The sequence below is a fragment of the Myxococcus xanthus genome, assembly GCF_013116825.1.
Lineage (GTDB): Bacteria > Myxococcota > Myxococcia > Myxococcales > Myxococcaceae > Myxococcus > Myxococcus xanthus_B.
Genome location: NZ_JABFNS010000002.1, coordinates 123,399 through 146,724 on the forward strand (window position 1 = coordinate 123,399; position 23,326 = coordinate 146,724).

Sequence of the window (23,326 nt, forward strand, 5' to 3'; positions counted from 1 at the left end):
GCGAGCGGAACGCTCCGGGTTGGGTGGAGCCTGCCGACCTCACGGCGTGGAGGCACCGAGCAGCCGCAGGTAGGCGTCCAGCACCGTACGCGCATGCGCGGCCCAGGTGAAGCGCGAGGCGCGGGTCAGCCGTGCCTCGCGCGAGGGCTGTGCGTCATGGCCGGCGAGCAGCGCGGCCACGGACTCCACCCACGCCGGCACGTCCCCCACGGGGCAGTAGGTGCAGGCTTCTGCTCCGACCTCCCGTAGCACGGGCAGGTCGCTGGCCACCACGGGGGCACCACAGGCCAGCGCCTCGATGACGGGGAGTCCAAAGCCCTCCGCCTCGCTCGTCACCACCACGGCCGCCGCGCGCCGGTAGAGGCCCGCCATCGTGGCCCGCTCCTGCCGAGGAGGCTGAAGCAGTGCATCGCCAATACCCAACGCCTCCACCTGCGCGCGCTGTGTGTCGTTCAGCGCGCCGCCTTGCTGCACCAACCGAAGCTCCGGGGAGCGCGCGCGAAGCGCGGCGAACACGGCGAAGAGCACGTCCAGGCGTTTGCGGGGAATCGCGCTGCCGACGTGGAGCAGGTAGGGCCGGCCCCCCAGCGGTGCGAGCACGGCTTCGCTGGCATCGGGCGTTCCGGGCGTGGGCTCCGGGCGGTATTCGGGGGACACGCCATACGGCGCCCAGACGAGCCGCGACTCCGGCACCACGCCATGCGCGAGCAGCTCCATGCGCACCGCCTGCGTGCTGTGGAACACGATGGCCGCGCGCTCCAGCCCCGCGAGCTGGGCACGGGCCATGGCGCGGAACCACGCGGGACGCGGCTCGCGCCGAGGCTCCAGCACGGAGCGGAACGCATCCAGGTCATGGCAGTAGACACCGGTGCGCGACGCGGGCAACGCGTGCACGAGCTGCGCGTAGGTGTGGTCCACCACGTGGAAGGCGTCGTGCCGCCCCCGGGCGAGCAGCGCACGGCCCGGGTAGAGGCCGAAGCGGGTGAGGAGCCGGTCCGCGTTGAACGCCGCGTTGCGCGCGCCTGCTCGGGGAAGCCGTCGCAGCACCGCGGGCATTTCTGGCCTCATGGCCGTCGCGTGGACCTCGGAGGGATGCGCGGCAAGCCCCGCCAGGAGGGCCTCGCCCACCAGGTCCATGCTGGGCCAGCCTTCCTCGCGCGGGTCCATCAGCAGCGCCAGCCGGGCCGCGGTCTGGGGTGTCGCATGGCGGGGCGTCATGTGGGGCCGGCGCGCAGCAGCGCTTCCACCGTGCGCTCCAGCGCGAAGTGCTCGCGGTAGATTCGGGCCGCGTGCTGGCCCAGCTCCCTCCGCGTGTCCGCGCGCGACAGCAAGCCCTCGGCGCGCTCCACCAACGCAGCGGGCGCCGTGCCTTCGGCCAACGCGACGGCGCCGTGTTCGCGCCACAGCGGTTCCGTGAGGTGCCCGGTGTTCGTGATGACAGGGAGCCCCAGGGCCAGGCCCGCCATGACCGTGGTGCGCCTGGTGCTCACGCCGTCCGGATAGGGCTGCAGGAGCACGTCACACGTCGTCAGATGCACCGCGATGTCGTCCAGCGCGAGCGAGTCCCTGGACACGAGCCGGCCTCGCAGCTCGGGGTGGCGCGTCTCCACGCCTTCGACGAAGGCGCGGCTGCCTCTGCCCAGCATCAACGCCCGGCGCGTTCCCTCACCGCGCAGCAACGGCACCAGCGCGGCCTCCAGGGGCTCAGCGGTGAGGCGTCCGAAGGTGCCGAAGTGTCCCAGCCAGGGCCCCTCACCCAACTCCGCGCGGAGCGCGTCCACGGCGTCACGGGAGACCTCGACGGGCAGGTTGCTGGGAACCGGCAGCCAGGCCGCGTGGGGCCGGACGCGAGCGGGCAGGTGCTCCGCCCACTGGGGAATGGAGACGAACACGCGGTTGGCGGCGCTCGCCACCAGGCGCACCATCAGCCGCGTGGTGCCCGCCAGGATGTGGTGGCGCCAGGGGCCGCGTGGGCTCCACGGATGCACGGCCTCGTGGATGTAGACCCAGCGCGCGTCGTGCCACCGCGAGGCGAACCACGCGCAGAAGGGGACGTTCATCGCCCTCAACCCCAGGGCATGGGGCACGTACTGGAGCAGCAGGCGCCGGGGCCCCGGGCACGCATCCAGCCCGCGTGACAGGCCGGGCAGGCCCCTGGGCGTCAGGAGGTCGGGGGCACGGTGCACGGTGACGCCGTCCTCGTCGCGGACACCACCTTCACCGGGGGCCCAGACGTGGACCTCCTGCCCGGCGCTGGCGAGCGCGCGGCTCAGTTGCCGGGTGTAGTCACCGACGCCGCCGGGCCGCGGCGGGTACTCGCCGGTGAGGACATGCCAGGCGGGAGCGGTGCGCGGAGGAGGCATGGCGCGGCGTCAGGACACTTCCATGTCGCGGATGGCGAGGAGCTGGAAGGCGTGACGGGGCCAGCGCGTGGCGAAGGGCTCGGTGAGGATGGACAGGCGGCTGCCCAGCCGGAAGGGCCGGATGCGCGGCAGGGCGTAGTCACCGCGCAGGGGCTTCCAGCCGCTCATGCCGGTGACGTGGTAGCCGCGCAGCTCGAAGTCGTAGACCTCCCAGCCGGAGCGGTGCACCTGGTGGACGTTGTTGTCCCACTCATCCTGGGGGAGGAAGCCATTGGGCGTGAAGATGATGACGCGCTTGCGCGCCAGCGACTCCATCATCTCCAACAGCCGGAATCCGTCTGGCTTGTCGAAGTGCTCGATGACGTCCAGCGCGACGACGGCGTCGAAGCTCTTGGGACCGAAGCGCTGGCCCGCTTCCATCAGGTCCATGCAGTGGTACTCGCGGTGGATGCCCGCGGCCCGGCTGCGCTCGATGCTGGTGGGGTGCCCGTCCACGCCCACCGTGTGCGGGAGCAGGTTCGAGAAGCTGTGGAGCGGCGAGCGCGAGCCACAGCCGATGTCCAGCACGCTGTCACAGGTGCCGACCAGCGCCTCCTTCAGCGTGCGGTGGAGCACCTCATGCTCACCCACGAGGACTTCGCGCTTCAGGAACTGGAAGATGTTTCCACCGGGACGCATGTGGGCGGACCGTAGCCCCGGCGCTTCGGGAAGGGCAACCCTGACGCGGTGTCCAGGCAGGCGAGCGGGACATCCCACCATGCGGGGAACGCACGTTGCTTGTAGGCCCTGCGCGCTGTCGCTAGCATTTCCGCTCCCGCGCGTTCCCGCGCGCTGGCCCTCCCCAGGACACCCGGAGCGGGCCGCTCCGCACCATGAACGCGACCCCAGCGCCCGAAGCCACCGCCGTCGAAGTCAAGGCGCGTGCCCTGAAGGGCATGTTCGTCCTGGCGGCGCGGACCGTGGCGTCCCAGGGGCTGCGCGTGGTGAGCGCGCTGTTCCTGTCCCGGCTGCTCTTCCCGTCGGATTACGGCCTGTTCGGAATCGTGTCCTACGCGGCCTCCCTGGGCGTGTTCCTGGGGGACCTGGGCCTGAGCGCGGCGCTGGTCCGCCAGTCGCACGAGCCCACGCGGGATGAGACGTTCACCATCTTCTGGTGCCACCAGGCGCTCACCGCCCTCGTCGTGGCCTCGGTCTGCCTGCTGGCCCCCCAGTTGACGCGCGGCTATGCGCTGGGCGACGGCGCGGTGCCCATGGTGTGGGCGCTGGCGCTGGGCCTGTTCCTGTCCTCGCTGCGCGTGATTCCGTTGATGGCGCTGGAGCGCCAGCTGGCCTTCTCCGTCATCGCCCGCGCCGAGCTGATTGAAAACGTGGTGCAGGTCATCACCACCATCTCCCTGGCGGCGCTGGGCTTCGGGGCCTGGGCGCTGGCGCTGGGCGGCCTGGTGCGCGGCGGGGTGGGGCTGGTGTGCATCTGGTGGGCGTCCCCCTGGCGTCCCCAGGGGCGCTTCCGCGTGGACGTGTTGCGGCGGCTCCTGGGCTTCGGGCTGGCGTTCCAGCTTCCGCCCCTGGTGGCGGCGATGGTGGCGGGCTGGGTGCCGCTGGTGGTGGGGCACGTGTTGGGCAAGGAGGCGGTGGGGCTGGTCAACTGGGCCTGGGCGCTGGCCTCCACGCCGATGATGCTGAGCGTGGTGCTCAACCGCGTGGCCTTCCCCGCCTACTGCCGGTTGCAGGATGACCCGGAGGGCTTCGCCGAGTACCTGCGCACGTCGCTGCGCCGGCTGTCCTCGGTGTTGTTGCTCGCCATTCCCCTGGCGGTGCTGGCCGTCCCCGTGGCGGTGCCCCTCTTCTTCGGTACTCGGTGGCTGCCCGCGGTGGTGCTGGTGCAGTGGTTCAGCATGGAGTGCATCCTCACCACCCTGGTGGGGCTGTTGGCCACGGCGCAGAACGCGGGCGGCAGGCCCTGGGAGCGGCTGGCCGTCGTCGTGGGCGTGGGTGCGGCGAAGTGGGGGCTGGGGACGTGGGCCATCCAACGCTTCGGCCTGGAGGGCATGGGCCCCGCGGGCGTGGTGGTGGGACTGGCCGAGGTGTGGGTGACGGCGTGGCTGGTGGAGCGGCTCAACCCGTCGATGCGAGGGCTGACGCGGCAGGTGGTGGAGCCCTTCATCACCCTGGGGCTGGTGCTGCTGGCGGCGTGTCTGGCGGCGCTGCGGCTGGTGGAGGAGGGTGTGGTGGCGCAGGCGCTGGTGGGCGCGGTGCTGTTCGCCATCCTGGTGTGGGCCCGTGAGCGCCTGCCGGGAACGCTGCCACTCCTGGGCGAGCTGAGGCAGATTCTCGAATTCATCCGGGCACGGAGGGCCGCGAGGCCAGCTCCGGTGAGTCCGGCGTCGACGTGAGCAGACACGCGGAGGTCCCGATGAAGAAGCCCGACCTGGTCATCTCCATCGTCAATCACAGCAATCCGGAGTTGCTGCACGACTGTCTGCGCACGCTGTACGCGACGACGCGCGACAGCTCCTTTGAGGTCTGGATTGTCGACAACGCCACGGACGGGCGGGGCGTGGACGCCATGCGGCGCGACTTCCCCCAGGTGCGCTGGCTCTTCAACACGGAGCGCAAGGGCTTCTCCGCCAACCACAACCAGGTGCTGCGCCAGGCCCGGGGCCGTCACTTCTGTATCTTCAATGACGACACCATCGTCCACGAGGGCGCCTTCGACGCGCTGGTGCGCTTCATGGATGACAACCCGCGCGTGGGCATGGCGGGCGCGCGGCTGTTGAACGCGGACGGCACCATCCAGAACTGCACCTTCCGGCCCATGTCGCTGGCCGGGCAGCTCTTCGACATCGTCTTCCTGCCGCGCCCCCTCCACTTCCTCAAGGCGATGTCCATCGACCCGGCGCAGTACGGCCACGACGAGGCCCGCGTGAGCTGGGTGCTGGGCGCCTGCATCGTGGTGCGCGAGGAGGCGCTCGCGGAGGTGGGCCTGCTCGACGAGCAGATGTCCCCGCTGGGCAACACCGAGGACACCGACTGGTGCGTGCGGGCCTGGAAGGCGGGCTGGGAGGTGGCCTTCTGCCCGGAGGCGGTGATTACGCACCTGACCAGCCGCTCGTTCCGTCCGTCCGACTCCGGTGCGGACAAGGTGCGCATCGAGCTGTGGCGCACGCGCCTGGCGTACTTCCGCAAGCACCACGGCCGGCTGCACGAGACGGCCATGAGGGCCATCCTGGTGGGGACCTTGCCGTACAACTCGGCGGTGCTGACGCAGACGCTGCTGCGCGGGCGCATGAGCCTGCCGGAGTACCGCAAGCAGCTGGCCACCTTCCTGGGCATCTCGCAGATGGGCCTGCGCGCCCGCGTGTGACATGCCGTTCTTCTCCGTCATCATCCCCACGTACAACCGGGCGCGGCTGCTGGAGGCGGCGCTCGCGTCCGTGTTCGCGCAGGAGGAGCGTGACTTCGAGGTGCTCGTCGTGGATGACGGCTCCACCGACGACACGCTGGAGACGCTGGCTCGCTACGGCGAACAGGTGCGCGTGCTCAGCCAGCGCAACGCGGGCCCGGGCGCCGCGCGCAACCTGGGCATCCAGGAGGCCCGGGGCACCTACGTGGCCTTCCTGGACAGTGACGACGTGTGGTTCCCCTGGACGCTGGCCACGTACCGGCGGGTGCTCGAGGCGGAAGGGACGTCGCTGGTGCTGGGCACGGCGGCGCTGTTCTCCCGGGCCGAAACCCTGGCGACCGTGCGCCGCGAGCCGCTCCAGGTGCTGCGCTTCGCGGACTACCTGGCCAGCGCGGAGGACCGGACGCCGCGCACCGCGTGTGTGCTGGCGGTGCGCGCGGAGGCGCTGCGGCGCGTGGGGGGCTTCACCCCGCTGCGCATCAGCGGCGAGGACTACGACCTGCTGTACCGGCTGGGCACGGACCCGGGCTTCGCCTGGGTGCGCGCGCCCGTGGTGGTGGGCTACCGGCAGCACGAGGGCTCCACGTCCACGTCACTGGAGTCCGGCTACCGGGGCACGCGGTACCTCCTGGAGCAGGAGCGCCTGGGGCGCTACCCGGGAGGCACGGCCCGCAGGCGTGAGCGGCTGGAGATGCTGCTCTACAGCCTGCGCCACGTGACGCACTGGTTGTTGTCCCAGCGCCGCGTGGACCTGGCGCTGGACCTGTACCGGCGCGGCCTGCCGCTCCACCTGGAGGCGCCGCGCTGGCGCTACGTGCTGGGCTTCCCGCCGTGGGCGCTGGCCACCACCGTGCGCCAGCGCGTGTCAGGCCGTTGATGGTGCGGGGCTTCAGCGTCCGCCGCCCAGCAACCCGCCCAGCATCCCCCCAAGGCCGCCACCGCCGGGCGTGTTGCCACCACCGCCCGCGCCGGCCAGCAGCGGCACCACGGAGAGGATGCGGCCCACGAGCGCGGGGTCCAGGCGCGACTTGAGGAAGTTCAGCAGCAGGGGCGCCACCAGGGACGCCTTGCTCGCGTCGATGTTGAAGCGGCCCAGCAGGGACACCACGGCGGCCACATCACCGGCCTGCCCCGCGGCGCCACCCAGCGCGCTCAGCATGCCGCCCGCGCCGCCCTCCTGGCCGGACATGAGGCCGCCCAGCGCGCCCATCAGCCCGCCCCCCGCATCCGGCGCCGTCTGGGGCGCGGACGTGGCGCTGGGGGCCTGCTGCCAGGTCTCCATCTCCGGAATCGCCTGGCCCAGCTGGTTCGCGGCGTCGGGGCCCAGCTTCTCCTGCACCGTGCCCTGCACCCGTTTCAGCAGCGAGCCCGCTAGCCCCTGGGCCTGCGTTCCATTCACTCCGAGCTGCTGAGAGAGCTGTCCGATGAGGTCCATCCCTTGCCCCTTTCTCTGTCTCGCGTCCGTGTGGAGCGCCTTTCTAGCGGGCCGCGCGAGGCGCCGTGGAGGCGTTGGTGGGGAATCGTTGCTCACGGACAGGCCGGGCGGCGCGCGGGCCGGCCGCTCCCTTGCCTCCCCGCCGCCTTCACCCGGTCCGCGGCGGACTGCGCATCTTCGCTGGGGAGGCGTGTCATGCGGGAGGCGAACGCGGTGGGCTCTCGAGGGAAGGCGGCGGAGCGCGACACCCTGGAGTGCTGGGGCGGCGTCGACCTGGGCGGGACGAAAATCGAGGCCGTGGTGGTGGACCGCGCCGGCACCGTCCTGGGGAAGATGCGCCAGCCCACGCCCGCCGACGGCGAGCCCGGTGACGTGGTGCGCGCCATCCACGACGCCTTGGAGGGCGCGGCGCACGCGGCGGGCCTGACGACCCGTCAGCTCCTGGGGGTGGGCGTGGGCGCGCCCGGCGCGGTGAACGCCAACGAGGGCACGCTGGGGCATGTCAGCAACGTGGGCCAGGGTTGGAGCACGCCCTACCCGGTGGCGGGGGACCTGGGCGCGCGGGTGGGCCGGCCCGTGGTGCTGGGCAACGACGTCCAGGTGGCGGTGGCGGCGGAGTACCGGCTGGGCGCGGGCCGCGCATATCGCTCCCTGTTGGGGGTCTGGTGGGGAACGGGCGTGGGCGGTGGGCTGGTGCTGGACGGCGTGCCCTGGCGAGGCCGGGGCGCTGCGGGCGAGGTGGGCCACATGGTGGTGAAGCCGGGCGGGGCCCGTTGTGGTTGTGGCCGGCGCGGCTGCCTGGAGGCCTATGCGGGCCGCGCGTCCATGGAGCGCCGTGCGCACAAGGCCCTGCGCCAGGGCGAGACGACGATTCTCTTCGACTTGATGCGGAAGAAGGGCCGCACCCGGTTGACCAGCAGCATCTGGGCCCGGGCGCTGGCGCAGGAGGACGCACTGGCCACGTGGCTCATCGGCCGCGCGGTGCGGATGCTGGGCGTGGGGCTCGCCTCCGCCATCAACCTGCTGGACGTGGAGGCAGTCGTCCTGGGCGGAGGCCTGGGCACGCGGCTGGGGCCTGAGTTCGCCGGCCGCATCCACGAGGCCATGCGCCCGCACATCTTCGTCCCCGAGCGCCAGCCACCGGTGCGCGTCGCGGAACTGGGAGAACTTTCCGGTGCCATTGGCGCCGCGCTGCTGGCCCAGCCACCCATGAAGTGAGCCTGGGGAGACGGGGCATGGGGCGCTCCGCCGGGCGCCCTCCCGCACGCAGTGTGGTAGGCGACAGAACCCCGACCGCAGGCGCATGGAACGCCTGGGGGCCTGTCAGGTAGTCTCCGCGCCCTCCCGCTCGCTGGTCGGCTCCTGGAGGCACCTGTCGTTGGCACGTCGCGCACGGATTCCCAAGACCTTGTTCTTCCAGCGGCCCCCCTCCAACCTGTGGCCGTTGGTGGGCGTCATCCTGGCCTCGGCGGTGCTCGTCGGGGCCATGGAGCTGACCATCGCCGTCTTCTCGTCCGCGGGCCTGGAGGGCATCACCCAGCGCAACGTCTACTCCATGCTCCTCAGCGTGGGCGTCATCTCCGCGGTGACGGGCTTGCTGTGGGCGGTGACGAACCGGGTGGGAATCTCGGGGGCCCTGGTGGCGGCGGCGATGCTCTTCACCGTCACCCTGCACATCCGGAAGGTGCAGCTCATCGACCGGCCGCTGATGCCCTGGGACTTCCTGGAGTGGCGGCAGGTGACGTCGCTGGCGCCCACGCTGCTGCCCGGCGGCGGCGCGGTGGCGGCCATCGGCTCGTGTCTGCTGCTGGTGGCCATGCTCGCCGTCATGGGGCGAGCGGTGGCGCGCGGCACGCCCCGGTATCCGTTGCCGAAGGCGGGACGCCGCAACCTGGCGCTGGCGGCGGTGGCGTACCTGCTGGTCATCATCTTCCAGCAGCACCTGCCCGTGCGGCGCGTCTTCAACCGCTTCGGCATCTACGACCAGGTGTGGGACCAGCGCTCCAACTTCCAGATGAACGGGCTCACGCTGATGATGCTCTGGAACTGGGAGGGGCTGCGGCTGGAGCCGGGCAGTGAGTACTCCCAGGCGCAGGTGCACGCGGCCCTGGGGGTCCCTCCGGGCGTGGTGCCCGCCGCGCCCCAGGAGCCCGTCGACGTCGTCGTCTTCATGGCCGAATCGCTCTGGGACCCGACGCGGCTGGGCATCCCCTTCAGCGAGGATCCGCTGCCCTTCGTGCGGTCGCTCATGGGGAGCCACAGCTCGGGCAACCTCATCAGCCCGGCCTTCGGCGGCGGCACGGCCAACGCCGAGTTCGAGCTGCTGACGGGCATGTCCTCGTCGTTCGCCCCGGACGGCGCGTTTCCCTACCAGCACTATGTGATGCGGCCCGTGGACGCGCTGCCGTCGTTGTTCCGCCGCGCGGGCTACCAGACGGTGGCCATCCACCCGTTCCACTCGTTCTACTGGAGCCGCGACGTGGTGTACCCGTTGCTGGGCTTCGACACGTTCCAGTCGCTCACGGACTTCACGTCCCCCCGGCTCGAAGGGCCCTGGGTGTCGGACGAGGAGGTCGTCGACCACATCCTCCACGAGCTCTCCGACGAGCGTCAGCCGCGGTTCATCATGGCCGTGACGATGTCCACCCACGGGCCCTACAACCTGCCGCTCACCGGCGAGGAGCGGATCGAGGTGCAGGGAGAGAAGCTCTCGCCGGACAACCGGCTGCTCTTGAAGAACTACGTGCACAAGCTGCGGCAGATGGACTCGGCCGTGGAGCGGCTGGTGCGCAGGCTGGAGGCGCGCAAGCGCAAGACGCTGCTGGTGCTCTTCGGGGACCACCTGCCGATGTTGGGCTCGGACTACGCGACCTACCGTGAGGCCGGCTACTTCCAGGAGCCCTGGACGGACGCGCAGCGCGAGCGCATGGCGGAGGTCCCCGTCGTCCTCTGGACGAACTTCCCCGTGCCCCGGCAGGACATCCACCTGAGCATCAGCATGCTCACCCCGCGCATCCTCGAGACGGCGGGGCTGCGGCCTCCGGGCTTCTTCGCCTTCGTCTCCGAATTGTCCAAGGTGCTGCCCGTGGTCCGGGGAGACCTGCTGCGCAACGCCTCCGGCGAATACCTGCCCGCGGGCGACAAGATCCCCAAGGCCCGGGAGCCGGGCTCGTGGGAGGACTGGATGCGGCGCTACCGCCTGCTCACGTATGACCGGCTGGCGGGTGACAACTTCAGCGCGGCCCAGCCGGCCGGGACGGCGTCTTCGGAAACGCTGTGACGGAGGCCGCCGGACGCCTCACCCACGCGGGGAGCCTGTCCTTGCGCCGCAAGGCGGGCTGCTCCACCCACCGCCACGACAGCGCCGCCAGCAGCAGCACACAGGGGAATGACACCGCCGCGTTCACCCACCACGCCGTGGGCCCGCCCAGCAGGGTGGTGACGGCCTGCTGCACGGGGAAGGCGTAGAGGTAGACGCCGTAGGACAGGTCGCCCCGGCGCCCGAAGTCCGCCAGCGCCCCCATGGGCCGGAAGGCGAGGTACAGCACGACGTATCCGCCCAACAGGCCGGTGGCGATGCGGCAGCCGTATCCGAGCCGGGCCGTGATGAGCCACCCCACCACGCACGCCGCCGCCACCCAGGGGCTCATGCGCACGTGTTCGCGCCACTGGTACAGCGCCACGCCGCCGCCGAAGTACAGGTACAGCTCCGGCCAGAAGCCCAGCCGTCCGGTGACGAAGGTGGCCACCGCCGCGCCGGCGAGGCCGAAGATGACCATGCCCTTGCGCAAGAGGCCCGTCAGGCCCAGGCCCAGCGTCAGCAGGTAGAAGCCGACCTCGTACTTCAACGTCCACAGCGAGCCGTTGACGGCGTGGGGGTAGGCGTTCGCCTCGAAGACGCCCGGCAGGTGCCATTGAGGCCAGTTCAGGGCGAAGTTGCCCAGCAGGTACAGGGCCGTGTCCGGGGCCGTGAAGTAGTCGCCCAGGGGCAGCCGGGTGAAGGCCGGCCCCAGCACCCCCACCGTCAGCAGCAGCATGGCCCCAAGCCCGGGGAAGATGCGCAGCACCCGGGCCCAGATGAAGCGCGCCGCGTCGGGTGTCCGCTCCCAGCTCCGGGTGATGAGCACGCCGCTGATGATGAGGAACACCGCGACGCCCAGCCGTCCCAGGGAGAACTGCCCCCGGGTGAAGGACTCCAGCGGCTCCGCCGTCCCCTTGCCCTCGCCCAGGGGGAAGGCATGGCTGAGCAATACGCACGTCGCCGCGGCGAAGCGAAGGAAGTCCAGGTTGTTGCGGCGCGAGTCCAGGCTCGCCTGCAACGTGGGAGCGGAGTGCAGGGACATGGGGATGGGGAACGGTGGCATTCTGGCCCACGCCGCTCATCCATGAAAAGCAGGCAGGCCGCCTCCGGGTGTTCTAGAAGTCCGCCACCTTCCCATGCGCATCCTGCTTGGCATCCACCATCCCCTGAACCCGGACATGGGGGCGCCGGGGGTGACGCTCGCGCTGGGGCAGGCGCTGGCGGCGCGGGGCTGCCAGGTGGACTACTTCAGCTACGACGACGCCTATCCCGGCCTGCGGCACCACACGACGATGCACGAGCTGCGGTTCCCCTGGGAGCTGACCGCGCACCTGCTGCGGGCCGCGAGCCGGTACGACGTGCTGGACATCACCACCGGGGACGCGTGGCCCTGGATGCGCCTGGGCCGCCCGGGAGCGCGGGCCCGCCATGCCCTGGTGACGCGCAGCCACGGCCTGGAGCACACCTTCTCTGAACAGCTCCGCGCCGACGCGCGTGCGGGGCACCTGTCGCTGAGCTGGAAGTACCCGCTGTACCATGGCGGCTATCGCCTCTGGGAGGTGCGCCAGACCCTGCTGCGCGCGGACCATGCGGTGCTGCTCAACACGCAGGATGCCGCCTACGCGACGGAACGGCTGGGCGTGCCCGAGCGTCAGTTGAGTGTCATTCCCCATGGGTTGGATGTGGCCTTCCAGGGGCTGCCTTCGCCCACGCCTTCCGCTCCCGGTTCCCCGCTGCGGGTGGCATGTGTGGGGAGCTGGCTGGCGCTCAAGGGGCGCGCGGAGATGGTGGCCGTCGCCACCCACCTGCACGCCGAAGGCGTGTCCTTCACGTTGACGTTGTATGGCACGGGCAACCCGGAGGCGGAGGTGCTGGCGGCGTTTCCCGCTGGGGCGCGCGAGCACGTGCGCGTGGTGCCTCGCTATCCACGCGCCGAGCTGCCCCGCCTGCTGCGGGACGAAGAGGTGCTGTTCTTCCCCAGCCATTCGGAGGGCTTCGGGATGGCGCTGGTGGAGTCGATGGCCAGCGGGCTCACGCCGGTGTCGACGCCGGTGGGCGTGGCGCCCCAGGTCGTGCGTGACGGCGAGACGGGGTGGTTGGTACCGATGGGCGACGTCGCCGCGCAGGTGGCGGCGCTGCGCTCGCTGGCGGAGGATCGCGCTCGCCTGCTCCGGTTGCGTGAAGCCGCGCAGGTCGCGGTTCGGGACATGACGTGGCGGGACATCGCCGAGCGCACGTCAATCCTTTACGAGTCGCTTCTCCGGTCGCCGCGGACCGTCTAGAAAGGGCGCTTGCCTGGCCGGACCGCAGGCGGACACAAGAGCCCATTGCTTCACAAACCTATCGTACTCCCGCGTGCATTGACGCGTGGAGCCGCCGGCCGCCACGATGCGCGGACGGTGCACGTCCCATGACTACGCTTCTGGTCGCCTTCTTCGTCTCGCTGCTGGTGGCACTGGCGCTGACGCGGCTGGTGCGCGACCGGGCCCTGGCATGGGGATGGTTGGACCAGGCGAATTCCAGCCGGAAGGTCCATGTCCGGCCGATTCCCCGGCTGGGCGGGGTGGGCATCGTCGGTGGATTCTTCGCGCCGTTGTGCGCGTTGTTCCTGGTGGACTCTGGCGTGGGGTCCCACTTCCGCTCCCACACGGAGCTGGTGGCGGGCCTGTTCCTGGGCGGCGCGGCGATTGTGGCGCTGGGCCTCTACGACGACCTGCGGGGCGCGGGCGCCCGTCTGAAGTTCGCTGTCCAGTTCACGGTGGCGTTCGGCTTGTATGCCGTGGGGTTCCGCATCGACGTCATCGCCAACCCGTTCGGCCCGGAGTTGGTGTTGGGCGCGTTGAGTCTGCCTTTCACCGTGTTGTGGGTGGTGGGCGTGGTCAACGCGCTCAACCTCATCGACGGCCTGGATGGGCTCGCGGGCGGCGTGGCCTTCTTCGGCGTCGGCACCAACTTCATCCTCGCGCTGTCGCGAGGCGACGTGCTGCTGTCATTGCTGATGGCGGCGCTGGCGGGCGCCATCCTCGGGTTCCTGGTGTTCAACTTCAACCCGGCCTCCATCTTCATGGGGGACACCGGGAGCATGTTCCTGGGCTTCGTGCTGGCCGCGGTGTCCATCAAGACGAGCACCAAGAGCGGCACGGCGGTGGCCATGCTGGTGCCGGTGATGGCGTTGGGGCTGCCCATCATGGACACGCTGCTGGCCATGGTGCGGCGCTCGCTGCTGGGGCGGCCAATGTTCAGCGCGGACCGGGAGCACATCCATCACCGGCTGATGAGCCACCTGGTGCTCAGCCACCGCGCCACCGTGCTGGTGCTGTATGGCCTGTGTGGCCTCTTCATGCTGGTGGCGCTGGCGCTGAGCTTCGCCAGCAGCGCGGAGAGCGCCATGCTGCTGTGTGGCATGGGCGTGCTCATCGTGTTGCTGATGCGGCGGCTGGGCTACCTGGACCTGGGCCGCGCCAGGGGCATGCACCAGGTTCGTCAGCGCAACCTCTGGCTGCGGACCATGGTGAAGGACGTCACCCGCGCGGTGCGCGCATCGCCTTCGCTGGAGGCGGTGTGGAACGCGGTGCGCCCGCTGGCGGATGCCCTGGGCCTGTCGCGCCAGGAGCTGCACTTCCAGCGCGTCCGCCCCACGGGGCTCGCGGACAATGTCGTCTTCGAGGCCCAGCGGCCCGCGGGCGCGGAGGTGCCGTTCGAGGTCCGCATCACCCTCGAGGCCGACGGTGAGGTGCTGGGCGCGATGCTGCTGGTGTGGCGGGATGGCCGGTCCGCCATCAACCGCGATGAGGAGCTGGCGTTGGAGCAGGTGGCGGACGCGGTGGCGGAGAGCGCCGGGCGGCTCCGGCCCCGGGCCGACGCCGAGCCCGGGCGCCTGGTCGCGATGAGGAAGTGATGCCAGACGGGCGAGCGCCGTCTCGCGCCAGGCCGGGTGGGTCGATGCCCCCGGGGGCAAGCGCGCTCCATGCGCTGCTGCGGGCGTGGCCGGACGCCCCGGTGCGCGCCGCTCCGGAGGGCGCGGAGGCGGACGGACTGGTCCACACGGCGGTGGGGCACGGGCTGGTGGGCTTCGTGGCCCACGCGGTGGAGCGGGCGGGCTGGGTGCTGCCCGAGCCCGCGAGTGCCTCCCTGCGCCGGGAAGCGTTGGGGAACGCGGCGCGGGCGCTGCGCGTGAAGACGCTGCTGCTGCGGAGCCTGGACGCACTGGCGACGGTGGGGCAGGTGCCGGTGCTGCTCAAGGGGTACGGGCTGGCGCTGCGGCTGTATCCGGATCCGTTGCAGCGAGCCACCACGGACGTGGACCTGCTGGTGGCTCGCGCGGACGTGGACGCCGCGGTCCAGGTGCTGGCCCGCGTGGGGCTCTCGTTGCGGCGGGACGACGGCGCCCGGCACGGGGAAGAGGACTCCCATCACTTGGAGCTGGCGGGGCCGGCGGGGCTGGTGGAGCTGCACTATCGCGCGCTCGCGGGGTGGGGCGAGGCGCTGGAGGGCGACGCGCTGCTGGCGCGGGCGGAGACGGGCGCGGTGGATGGCCGGGCGGTACGGTGGCTGCGGCCCGAGGACGAGGCCGTCTACCTGGCGCTTCACGCGAGCAACCACGCGTTGCAGCGGTTGGCGTGGCTCTTCGACTTGAAGCTGTTGGCGCTGGCGGACACACGGCTGGACTGGCGGATGGTGGTGGAGCGGGCACGCGGCACGGCCTTCCCACATGCGGCATGGTATGCGTGGGACGTGGCGCGGCGGCTCCTGGCGGCGCCGGTGCCGGACGAGGCGCTGGCGGCGCTGGCTCCGCCTCGCTGGCAGCAAGTGCTCGCACGGCGTCTTTTCTCCGATGCGCGGCTGCTGGGGGCGTCGCTGCTGGATGGCCGGGCCGGGTGGATGGCGGCGAAGCTGCTGCTGGCACCCCGGATGGGCTCGGTGGCCCGATATGGCGTCCGGCGAGCACGGAACGCCGTGCGGTCGAGGCTGCGCCGTCCAGGCTGAGCTGGGGGCGCGGCATACCTCCGCCGCGGGCGGCCATGCACTCCCATCGCCAGCGCGCCTGGCAGCGTCTTCATGCGAACCTTCCTCATGAGGGAGACGCCACACTTCCCGCCGGGCGGGACCGGGGTCGCGGCGCCTGAGGCGCGGGGCCGTGGAGCGACGCCGCTCCACGCCCCTGCTTCGTTCACCTCACGGGCACAGCGGGCTGCCGCCCAGGCCCGACGCGCAGCCCTGGCCCACGCAGTACTTCGGTCCGCTGTCGTGCACCTGCTGGCCGGCCGAATCGCGCGGCACCTCCACGGTGCAGCGTCCGTCGGCCCGGTTCCCGGACGGGTCCTCCACCACGTAGTGCACCGTGTAGACGCGGCCATCCCCGGCGTCGTCGCGCTCTGCGCGCAACTGGACGGAGGTGGCATTCACCCGCACGTCGATGTCGTCGCAAGTGGCGCCGTCGCAGATGCCGGCGACGTCCTCGGACTCATCCGACGTTACCCGGACGATGCGGCCGTACCGCTCCAATGACAGGTCTCCCATGCACGCGTCCTTCGCGGTCGCCGCGCACTCGGCCAGCGTCACCGTGCGGTACTGGTGGTCCGCGGGCCACAGCCGCTTGCCCAGGGATGCGCCGGGCACGGGCGCCCGCGTGTCCCGCACCGTCACGGAGAAGGCGCAGCCGCACGCGTTGCCGGAGCCATCCACCGCGTTGCAGTCCACCACCGAGCGCCCCAGCGGGAACCGGGAGCCATCCGGCGGCGTGCACGTCACCGACACCGGCCCGCAGTTGTCCGCCGCCCGCGCGGCGTAGGTGGCCTCCGCGCCCCCCGCCACGCACTCCAGCACCTGCGGCGCCGGGCAGACGATGGACGGCAGCGTCGTGTCCACCACCTTCACCGTGGCCTGGCACACCGCGCTGTCCTCGCCGTCGTGGGCCGTCAGCGTCACGGCATGCCGCCCCAGGCCGAAGGGCCCGGGCGCCGTCTGCGTCAGCGTGAAGGGGCCCGGCTGTCCGTCCGGGTCATGGCTGCCGTGGTCCACGTTGGCCGACGCACGGCACTGCGCGTCTGCCTCCACGACGACGTCCCGGCACAGCGCCACCGGAGGCTCGTTGGGCGCGCACGCCAGCTTGAGCTGCGCCGACGCGACGTTGTTGTCCTCGAGGCACTCCAACTCGCGTCCGGTGCCGGTGCCGTCGTCATCCACCACCGCGTAGACCAGCACCCAGCCACTCTCCGGGGTGTTGAGCGCCAGCTCCACGGACGCCTCTTCGCCCGCTTTCAGCTGGTGGGGCACGGTGGCCACGCCCAGGAGCGCGCCGCCTTCGCCCACCGCGTCCTGGTAGAAGGCCACCTGGACCCCCGCCGAGGCCGCCGAGTCCCCCTGGTTGCGCACCCGCGCGCCGAGCGTCACCGCGCCCTCGCCCGTGCACGTGGCCGTCACCTGTCCGATGGCGAGGTCCGGCGCTGCGAAGGGGCGCACGGTGCCCGTGCCCTGGCTGTTGGTGCGGAAGGTGTTGAGCCCCGGCGCCAGCCAGTTGCTCACCGGGCGCGCGGGCAGGGTGCCGTCGTCATTCACGTTGGTGACGGAGTAGGCGTGCTGGTTCCAGATGCGCCGCGTGTTCACCCAGCCGTCCTTGCGGTCCCGGTACACGCGGATGCCCTGGAAGTCGCCGTAGCCGCAGGCCGTGTTCTGCGCGACGACGATTTCGGCGTTGCCATCACCGTCCACGTCCGCGACCACCGGATTCTCGTACGCGGTGCACGAGCTGTGCGGCGCCTCGAAGCGGACCTGACCCGTCACGCCGTCGTAGATGCGCAGCGCCGTCTCGTCCGCGTAGACGACCTCGGCGCGGCCATCGCCCTCGAAGTCGAAGGTGGAGGAGCCGGTGCGGTTGGAGCTGTGGTCCTGCGTGGGGCTCAGCCACTTCACCGCGCCGTTCGACTCGAACACGGCGTAGTGCGACGCGCCCGCCACGCCAACCTCCGGCTGCCCGTCCCCGTCGAAGTCCGCGATGTTCGGCGGTCCGCCCACGCCGCCGCCCAGGTGCTGCACGGTCCACTTCACCTTGCAGTTCGCGTCCATCAAGGACACGTGGCCGTCCCACACCACGACGACTTCGCCCTCGGGGCCCGCGTCGAAGTTGCCCACGCCCGAAAGCCCGTGGCCCAGCTCCGCCGCCTTGCACTTGAGCGTGCCGTCATGCCGGTAGATGGCGCGGCCATTCACCACCTCCTGGAGTCCGTCCCCGTCCAGGTCCACCGCGAACGCCAGCGGTCCGGTGTCGTTGGCCGGGCTGCCCACGCCGTCGCTCCCCGCCCACCGGAGTGTCCCGCTGCTGTCGTAGACGTGGTTGCCGGCGATGATTTCCACCGACCCGTCCCCATCCAGGTCGGCCAGGGACACGCCGCCCCAGTCGAGCGGGGGCCCGTCCGCGCGGAACTTGAAGGCGCCGGTGTGCTCGAAACAGATGATGCCCTGGGCGCTCTCCGGCACGGTGCACAGCTCCACCTTGCCGTCGCCGTCGATGTCGCCCGCGGCGACGCTGGCCGAGCCCCGGGTGCGGTACGCCGGGTCCGTCACCGCCCACAGGTCCGAGCCGTCCGCGCCGCTGATGGCGCGCAGCACGCCGTTCGTCTTGAAGTTCCAGCCCTCGAAGCTGTTGAACACCACGTCGGGGACGCCATCCGCGTTGACGTCCACCACCACGGGCGTGGCCTGCGCGTTGGTATGCGTGGGCAAGAGGGGACTGGCCGTCCACGCCCACTCCACCTCGGGCTCGAAGTGGGGCTCGAAGGGCGGCCGCACCTCGCACCGGGCCTCCGATTCCACCTCCGTGGTGGTGTCGAATGCCGGAGGTTCCCCGGGGGCCGTGCCGGTGCACGCCACCCATCCGAGCGCTCCGAGCGTGAGCCAACGGCCCGGACGCCCGTCCGACCATCCCTGCTGCGACATGCCGCCTCCAAGAAAGCCTGCCCGGCCCGCGACGTACCGGGCGGCCCAGGTATTCACTCGGACCGGTTTGGGGACCCACCCTGGAACGCCGCCCCGTGTCGGCTGTTCACCCCTGGCGCACGGGCGTGACGCCATCCGGACGTTGCAGGCCATGCGTCCGGACCGTTAAAGGGGGCCCCATGTCCGCTGGTCTTCTCAATACCTTCCGAGTTCTCTCTTCGTTCGACCCGCCGCGTGGCGCGCTTCGGGGGGCGCCCTGGGATGAGTATGTGGACTGGGCCATCATGCAGGGCCTGGCGCCCCTGGCGGCCTACAACCTGGAGTACCGGTTGGGCGCGGGCAACGCGCCGGAGTGGGCGCGGGACAAACTGCTCAGCATCTACCAGGGCTCCGTCAACGACAACGTGATGAAGCTCGTGAACTTCAAGCGCATCGTGGGCGCGCTGGAGGGACGCAAGCTGGTGCTGATGGGGGCCGCGTCCTTCGCGGACTCGCTCTATCCGCACGTGGGCTTCCGGCCCGTGCCGGAGCTGCAAATCCTGATGAAGCGCCTGGACGTGGACGGCTTCGCGGGCTTCCTGTCCCACCACGAGTTCGCCCCAGAGCCCGACACGGAGAACAGCGGCGCCACGAAGGTGGTGTCCGATGGGCGCACGGTCATCCTGCTCTATTCGGACGTGCTGGGCCCCCAGCGCCGCGAACAGACGGCGGGCATCCTCGAGCGGGCGAAGCCCATGCGCGTGTATGGCTCCTCGCTCTACCGCCCGGAACTGGAGGACGCGGTGTTGCTGGTGGCGCTGGAGCATGCGCGCCATGGGTACGCGGTGCCGTGGTTGTCCTTCATCGACCTGCGCGAGCTCGTCACCGGCGCGAAGTGGATGGGCGGCGTGTACTCGCGTCCGTTGGATGTGCCGGTGCTGCTGGCCCGGGCCGCGGAGTGGCGCCTGGAGCGGGCCCTCTACACGTCCCTGTCGATTGTCGCGCGCTTGTTCCCGGACGCCGCCGCGGACGCCACCGCCGCGCTGCCGCCGCTGCGCCGGGCGACGCGGGAGCTGCTGGAGCGGACGGTGGTGGGTCCTGTATGCACCCCCGGCCGGACCTCGGCCATCAAGGGGATGGAGCGGGTTCGCCGCCTGCTCACGGGCCAGTAAGCCCGGCTGCTCGCAGAGGAGCCCCAGGGAGGGGGATGGGCTTTCTTTCGGACTCCCTCCCGGCGTATGAGTCCTTCAAGAGACATTCACTGGGGCTCCCTCAATGCGTATTGCCATCATCGGAACCGGCTACGTCGGACTGGTCGCGGGCACCTGTTTCGCGGACTCGGGTAACGACGTCACGTGCGTGGACATCGACGAGCGGAAGATCCGCATGCTCCAGGCGGGCGAGGTGCCCATCTACGAGCCCGGCCTGGAGGAGCTCATCAAGAAGAACGTGCGCGAGAAGCGCCTGTTCTTCACCCGGGACCTGACGGAGGCCGTCACCAACGCCCAGGTCGTCTTCATCGCCGTGGGTACGCCGGAAGGTGAGAGCGGCGACGCCGACCTCCAGTACGTGCTGGCCGCCGCCGAGCAGATTGGCAAGGCGATGAAGCAGTACACGGTGGTGGTGGACAAGAGCACCGTGCCGGTGGGCACCGCGGACAAGGTGCGCGAGGCCATCCGCAAGGTGACGGACATCGAGTTCGACGTCGTCTCCAACCCGGAGTTCCTCAAGGAAGGCGCCGCGCTGGACGACTTCCTCAAGCCCGACCGCGTCGTCATTGGCGTGGACTCCGAGCGCGCCCGCAAGGTGATGGCGGACCTGTACTCGCCCTTCGTGCGCACCGAGAACCCGGTGCTGTTCATGGACACGCGCTCGGCGGAGCTGACGAAGTACGCGGCCAACGCGATGCTGGCCACGCGCATCTCCTTCATGAACGACATCGCCGCGCTCTGCGAGAAGGTGGGCGCGGACGTGGACTTCGTGCGCAAGGGCCTGGGGTCGGACAAGCGCATCGGCTACCCGTTCCTCTTCCCGGGCGTGGGCTACGGCGGCTCCTGCTTCCCCAAGGACGTGAAGGCGCTGGTGGCCACCGCGCGTGACTACGGCCTGGAGCTGGACCTGCTGCGCGCGGTGGAGCGCACCAACGAGCGCCAGAAGAAGCTGCTGGTGAACAAGGCGGCCAAGCACTACGGCTCGCTGGAGGGCCGCAAGTTCGGCGTGTGGGGACTGGCCTTCAAGCCGAAGACGGACGACATGCGCGAGGCGCCGTCCATCGAGGTCATCGAGGGCCTCATCGGCAAGGGCGCCCAGGTGATTGCGCACGACCCGGTGTCTCCGCACACGGCCAGGCGCGTCTTCGGTGACCGCATCCGCTACGCCTCCGTGCCCTACGAGGCGCTGGAGGGCGTGGACGGCCTCTTCGTGGTGACGGAGTGGAACGAGTTCCGCCACCCGGACTTCGAGCGCATGAAGACGCTGATGAAGTCGCCCGTCGTGTTCGACGGCCGCAACGTGTACGACCCGGCGCGCATGCGTGAGCTGGGCTTCACGTACTACGGCATCGGCCGGCGGTAGCGGTGAGTGGGAGCAGGGCCCTCGACGCGCTGACGGGGCTGCGCTTCGTCGCGGCCCTGCACGTCGTGTCGTTCCACTTCGCGACGCCGTGCCTGGGCACGGCGCCGGAAGCGCTGCGCGACTGGGTGGGCGCGGGCTACGCCGCGGTGGGCGTCTTCTTCGTCCTGTCCGGCTTCGTGCTCGCCTGGAACTACCTGGACGCGGACGGGCGCATGGAGACGTCGCCCCGGGCCTTCTGGGCCGCGCGCGTCGCCCGCGTGTACCCCGTCTACGTGCTGACGTTCCTCCTGTCCGCGCCCACCACCATCGCCGCGTCCGTGGCGGACAACGGCTGGAAGGTGGCCGCCGCGAAGCTCGCGGTGGGCGGGGGGGCGACGCTGGCGCTGCTCCAGGCCTGGGTTCCCCGGCTCGCGCTGTACTGGAATCCGCCGGGTTGGTCCGTGGCGGTGGAGGCCTGCTTCTACGGCCTCTTTCCCCGGCTGGCGAAGGGGCTGCCCCGGCTCAAGCCCGCGTGGCTCCCCGTGGCCCTGGGCGGCGCGTGGGTGCTGGGGTTGCTGCCGCCGCTGCTGTACCTGGCGCTCCTGCCAGACGGCCCGGGCCCCGTGGACGTGCATGCGTCGGGGCCCTGGCTGATGGCGCTCAAGTTCAACCCGCTGGCGCGCCTGCCGGAGTTCCTCTTCGGCGTCCTGCTGGGCTGGCGCTTCGTGCGCGAGCGCGCGGCGGGCGGGGTGAAGGGCTCCGGCGCGGTGCTGGCGGCGCTGGGGACGGCGCTGCTGGTGGCGGCGGGCGCGGCGGGCTCGAGGGTGCCGTACCCGCTGATGCACAACGCCCTGCTGGCGCCCGCGTCGGGGCTGCTCGTGTACGGGCTGGCGCGGGGCGGAGGCGCCCTGGGCTGGCTGCTGTCACGGCCCACGCTGGTGAAGCTGGGGGGCGCCAGCTACGCGCTCTACCTGCTCCAGTACCCGGTGTCGGAGGCGGCCAAGGGCCTGGGGAATTGGGTGTCGCCCTGGGTGGAGCTGCGCACGCCCGAAGGGCTGCTGGCCACCGTGTTGCTGCTGGGCGTGCCCGCGTCGCTGTGGGTGCACCGCGCCGTGGAGACACCGTTGCGCTCACGCGTCCGCGCCGCGCTGACGCCCTGGGTGGAGGGGGCGCCGCGCGAGCCCGTGAAGCCGGTGGTGTCGGGGCCCTGAGCGGCGGGCTGGCGCCGTCCAGCGAGACGGGCGGTGTCCGGGGCACAGGTGCCCCGAGCCTCCGGTCAGGCGGGCCGCCTCAGCGGGAGAGGCCGCAGGCGCGCTTGCCTTCGTCGGTCTCGATGGCGCGGCAGTCGCAGCCGGCCAGGCGCTCCTCGCACACGGCCTCGTCCTCGGCGGTGGGCTCCACGCGGTTCTCCTCCTGGGAGGCGCGGCGGAGGCACAGCTCCTTCTCCACCGAGTTGATGGAGCAGTCGCACAGCTTCTCGGACAGCTCGCGGCAGGCACCCTTGCAGCCGGTGAGGCCGGACAGGGCGGAAACGAGGAGGGCGGCGGTGACGATGAAGCGGCGCATGGCTGCGGCGAACATGCCAGAAGGTCCCCTGGATGCAAGCTGGCTTCGAGCCCTTCGTGCCTGGGCGGATGCTAGGGTCGCCCGCCTGCTCCACACCTGGGGAAAACGCCACACATGTTGTCAATCGTCGCCGCTGCGTTGCTGGCCTCCGCGTCCACTTCAACGTCCCACGCACTTCTGACGCCCGTGTCCGAGCGGCCCATGACCGCCCGGCTCCTCGTGGCCCAGGCCCCGGCGGAGGAGGCGCCGGACGTCTCCGGGACGTCCACGCCGCCGCCCCCGCCGGAGGACCTGGATGCCCGTGCCCGCGAGCTGACGCAGCAGATCGCGATGCTCCAGAGCGAGATTCGCTCCGTTGACACGAACTGGCCCGCGGGGTCGTTGGTGATGGCGTACTCGGGCTACGTGCTGTCCCCGCTGCTGCTATTGGGCATTCCCCTCATCATCGTCGGCATGGACTCATCGAATGACGACAACGCCGGCACCTTGCTGGCCCTGGGGGTGGGCACGACGCTGGGCGGAGTCGCGGGGGTAGGGCTGCTCATCGCGGGCATCGTCACGGGTTCCAAGCAAGCGGGTGTCAACCGGGCCCACCGGGAAAGCCTGGTTCGCGAGCGCATCCGCCTGGAGGATGAGCTGCGTGACGTGAAGGCCCGCCGGGACGCGCGAGGGGTCATGCAGACGCGGCAGTGGACGCCGCGCGCTGGCATCCCGCTGGTCGCCTTCGCCTTCTGATGTCATCTTTCGCGCACGTCCGGTCTTCTGGCGGCCCGCCCTGGAGGCGGGGTGGC

General features: G+C 71.2%; 19 protein-coding genes. 12 read left to right on the top strand and 7 right to left on the bottom strand.

What is annotated here, in order from left to right:
• Positions 1-39: 39 nt before the first annotated feature.
• Genes HNV26_RS01260 through HNV26_RS01270 form a run of 3 tightly spaced genes read right to left on the bottom strand, consistent with a single transcriptional unit; the run spans position 40 to position 3,041 of the window.
• The gene (locus HNV26_RS01260) at positions 40-1,218 is read right to left on the bottom strand and encodes a glycosyltransferase family 4 protein (protein WP_171439411.1); all 1,179 of its coding nucleotides are present in this window, start codon (positions 1,216-1,218) and stop codon (positions 40-42) included.
• Positions 1,215-2,363 carry a glycosyltransferase family 4 protein gene (locus HNV26_RS01265; RefSeq protein ID WP_171439412.1) on the bottom strand — a complete coding sequence of 383 codons (1,149 nt, stop codon included), beginning with the start codon at positions 2,361-2,363 and terminating at the stop codon, positions 1,215-1,217. Before HNV26_RS01265 ends, HNV26_RS01260 begins: the two co-directional genes overlap by 4 nt.
• 9 nt (positions 2,364-2,372) lie before the next feature.
• Positions 2,373-3,041 (bottom strand): class I SAM-dependent methyltransferase, encoded by a 669-nt coding sequence (locus tag HNV26_RS01270; protein ID WP_171439413.1) that lies wholly within the window; start codon positions 3,039-3,041, stop codon positions 2,373-2,375.
• Between the two features lie 194 nt (positions 3,042-3,235).
• On the opposite strand from HNV26_RS01270, the gene HNV26_RS01275 reads away from it, so the two are divergent.
• Genes HNV26_RS01275 through HNV26_RS01285 form a run of 3 tightly spaced genes read left to right on the top strand, consistent with a single transcriptional unit; the run spans position 3,236 to position 6,643 of the window.
• Complete coding sequence (locus tag HNV26_RS01275; RefSeq protein ID WP_171439414.1) at positions 3,236-4,756, top strand: oligosaccharide flippase family protein; 1,521 nt, start codon at positions 3,236-3,238, stop codon at positions 4,754-4,756.
• 20 nt (positions 4,757-4,776) lie between these two features.
• Positions 4,777-5,727, top strand: a complete 951-nt coding sequence (locus tag HNV26_RS01280) for a glycosyltransferase family 2 protein (RefSeq protein ID WP_171439415.1) — start codon at positions 4,777-4,779, stop codon at positions 5,725-5,727.
• Between the two features lies 1 nt (position 5,728).
• A complete protein-coding gene (locus tag HNV26_RS01285) occupies positions 5,729-6,643 on the top strand; it encodes a glycosyltransferase family 2 protein (protein ID WP_171439416.1) in 915 nt (304 codons plus the stop codon).
• A 12-nt stretch (positions 6,644-6,655) separates the two neighbouring features.
• On the opposite strand, the gene HNV26_RS01290 is transcribed toward HNV26_RS01285, so the two are convergent.
• On the bottom strand, positions 6,656-7,297 hold the full coding sequence (locus HNV26_RS01290; protein WP_366816716.1) for a DUF2780 domain-containing protein: 642 nt from the start codon (positions 7,295-7,297) through the stop codon (positions 6,656-6,658).
• Between the two features lie 99 nt (positions 7,298-7,396).
• Here HNV26_RS01290 and HNV26_RS01295 point away from each other — a divergent pair, with 99 nt between their 5' ends.
• Both HNV26_RS01295 and HNV26_RS01300 read left to right on the top strand, forming a co-directional pair.
• Complete coding sequence (locus tag HNV26_RS01295) at positions 7,397-8,419, top strand: ROK family protein (protein ID WP_171439418.1); 1,023 nt, start codon at positions 7,397-7,399, stop codon at positions 8,417-8,419.
• Between the two features lie 160 nt (positions 8,420-8,579).
• The gene (locus tag HNV26_RS01300) at positions 8,580-10,481 is read left to right on the top strand and encodes an LTA synthase family protein (RefSeq protein WP_171439419.1); all 1,902 of its coding nucleotides are present in this window, start codon (positions 8,580-8,582) and stop codon (positions 10,479-10,481) included.
• On the opposite strand, the gene HNV26_RS01305 is transcribed toward HNV26_RS01300, so the two are convergent.
• Positions 10,435-11,565 (bottom strand): acyltransferase family protein, encoded by a 1,131-nt coding sequence (locus HNV26_RS01305; RefSeq protein ID WP_171439420.1) that lies wholly within the window; start codon positions 11,563-11,565, stop codon positions 10,435-10,437. The genes HNV26_RS01300 and HNV26_RS01305 overlap by 47 nt on opposite strands.
• Positions 11,566-11,638: 73 nt before the next feature.
• On the opposite strand from HNV26_RS01305, the gene HNV26_RS01310 reads away from it, so the two are divergent.
• The 3 genes from HNV26_RS01310 (at position 11,639) to HNV26_RS01320 (ending at position 15,488) form a co-directional block, all read left to right on the top strand.
• Entirely contained in the window at positions 11,639-12,784 is a 1,146-nt protein-coding gene (locus tag HNV26_RS01310) for a glycosyltransferase family 4 protein (RefSeq protein ID WP_171439421.1), read from the top strand.
• A 128-nt stretch (positions 12,785-12,912) separates the two neighbouring features.
• Positions 12,913-14,400 (top strand): MraY family glycosyltransferase, encoded by a 1,488-nt coding sequence (locus HNV26_RS01315; RefSeq protein WP_171439422.1) that lies wholly within the window; start codon positions 12,913-12,915, stop codon positions 14,398-14,400.
• Positions 14,401-14,444: 44 nt separating this feature from the next.
• Positions 14,445-15,488, top strand: coding sequence for a nucleotidyltransferase family protein (locus HNV26_RS01320; RefSeq protein ID WP_216611690.1), 1,044 nt, complete (start codon positions 14,445-14,447; stop codon positions 15,486-15,488).
• Positions 15,489-15,677: 189 nt separating this feature from the next.
• Here the strand turns inward: HNV26_RS01320 and HNV26_RS01325 are convergent, their stop codons facing one another.
• Positions 15,678-18,437, bottom strand: coding sequence for an FG-GAP-like repeat-containing protein (locus tag HNV26_RS01325; protein ID WP_171439423.1), 2,760 nt, complete (start codon positions 18,435-18,437; stop codon positions 15,678-15,680).
• 179 nt (positions 18,438-18,616) lie between these two features.
• On the opposite strand from HNV26_RS01325, the gene HNV26_RS01330 reads away from it, so the two are divergent.
• From HNV26_RS01330 to HNV26_RS01340, 3 genes are all read left to right on the top strand, one after another.
• Complete coding sequence (locus HNV26_RS01330) at positions 18,617-19,588, top strand: nucleotidyltransferase family protein (RefSeq protein WP_171439424.1); 972 nt, start codon at positions 18,617-18,619, stop codon at positions 19,586-19,588.
• A gap of 103 nt (positions 19,589-19,691) precedes the next feature.
• Positions 19,692-20,990, top strand: a complete 1,299-nt coding sequence (locus HNV26_RS01335) for a UDP-glucose dehydrogenase family protein (protein ID WP_171439425.1) — start codon at positions 19,692-19,694, stop codon at positions 20,988-20,990.
• A 2-nt stretch (positions 20,991-20,992) separates the two neighbouring features.
• The gene (locus HNV26_RS01340; RefSeq protein WP_171439426.1) at positions 20,993-22,180 is read left to right on the top strand and encodes an acyltransferase family protein; all 1,188 of its coding nucleotides are present in this window, start codon (positions 20,993-20,995) and stop codon (positions 22,178-22,180) included.
• Between the two features lie 79 nt (positions 22,181-22,259).
• Here the strand turns inward: HNV26_RS01340 and HNV26_RS01345 are convergent, their stop codons facing one another.
• Positions 22,260-22,550, bottom strand: a complete 291-nt coding sequence (locus HNV26_RS01345) for a hypothetical protein (protein ID WP_171439427.1) — start codon at positions 22,548-22,550, stop codon at positions 22,260-22,262.
• A 99-nt stretch (positions 22,551-22,649) separates the two neighbouring features.
• Between HNV26_RS01345 and HNV26_RS01350 the strand changes: the two genes are divergently transcribed.
• Positions 22,650-23,270: a hypothetical protein gene (locus HNV26_RS01350; RefSeq protein ID WP_171439428.1), complete on the top strand. Its 621-nt coding sequence runs from the start codon at positions 22,650-22,652 to the stop codon at positions 23,268-23,270.
• Positions 23,271-23,326 lie beyond the last annotated feature (56 nt).

Excerpts from the sequence above, each read along its gene's own strand:
- HNV26_RS01260 (WP_171439411.1), bottom strand. The coding sequence starts at position 1,218 with ATGACGCCCCGCCATGCGACACCCCAGACCGCGGCCCGGCTGGCGCTG.
- HNV26_RS01265 (WP_171439412.1), bottom strand. The coding sequence starts at position 2,363 with ATGCCTCCTCCGCGCACCGCTCCCGCCTGGCATGTCCTCACCGGCGAG.
- HNV26_RS01270 (WP_171439413.1), bottom strand. The coding sequence starts at position 3,041 with ATGCGTCCCGGTGGAAACATCTTCCAGTTCCTGAAGCGCGAAGTCCTC.
- HNV26_RS01275 (WP_171439414.1), top strand. The coding sequence starts at position 3,236 with ATGAACGCGACCCCAGCGCCCGAAGCCACCGCCGTCGAAGTCAAGGCG.
- HNV26_RS01280 (WP_171439415.1), top strand. The coding sequence starts at position 4,777 with ATGAAGAAGCCCGACCTGGTCATCTCCATCGTCAATCACAGCAATCCG.
- HNV26_RS01285 (WP_171439416.1), top strand. The coding sequence starts at position 5,729 with ATGCCGTTCTTCTCCGTCATCATCCCCACGTACAACCGGGCGCGGCTG.
- HNV26_RS01295 (WP_171439418.1), top strand. The coding sequence starts at position 7,397 with ATGCGGGAGGCGAACGCGGTGGGCTCTCGAGGGAAGGCGGCGGAGCGC.
- HNV26_RS01305 (WP_171439420.1), bottom strand. The coding sequence starts at position 11,565 with ATGCCACCGTTCCCCATCCCCATGTCCCTGCACTCCGCTCCCACGTTG.
- HNV26_RS01310 (WP_171439421.1), top strand. The coding sequence starts at position 11,639 with ATGCGCATCCTGCTTGGCATCCACCATCCCCTGAACCCGGACATGGGG.
- HNV26_RS01315 (WP_171439422.1), top strand. The coding sequence starts at position 12,913 with ATGACTACGCTTCTGGTCGCCTTCTTCGTCTCGCTGCTGGTGGCACTG.
- HNV26_RS01320 (WP_216611690.1), top strand. The coding sequence starts at position 14,445 with ATGCCCCCGGGGGCAAGCGCGCTCCATGCGCTGCTGCGGGCGTGGCCG.
- HNV26_RS01325 (WP_171439423.1), bottom strand. The coding sequence starts at position 18,437 with ATGTCGCAGCAGGGATGGTCGGACGGGCGTCCGGGCCGTTGGCTCACG.
- HNV26_RS01330 (WP_171439424.1), top strand. The coding sequence starts at position 18,617 with ATGTCCGCTGGTCTTCTCAATACCTTCCGAGTTCTCTCTTCGTTCGAC.
- HNV26_RS01335 (WP_171439425.1), top strand. The coding sequence starts at position 19,692 with ATGCGTATTGCCATCATCGGAACCGGCTACGTCGGACTGGTCGCGGGC.
- HNV26_RS01345 (WP_171439427.1), bottom strand. The coding sequence starts at position 22,550 with ATGTTCGCCGCAGCCATGCGCCGCTTCATCGTCACCGCCGCCCTCCTC.
- HNV26_RS01350 (WP_171439428.1), top strand. The coding sequence starts at position 22,650 with ATGTTGTCAATCGTCGCCGCTGCGTTGCTGGCCTCCGCGTCCACTTCA.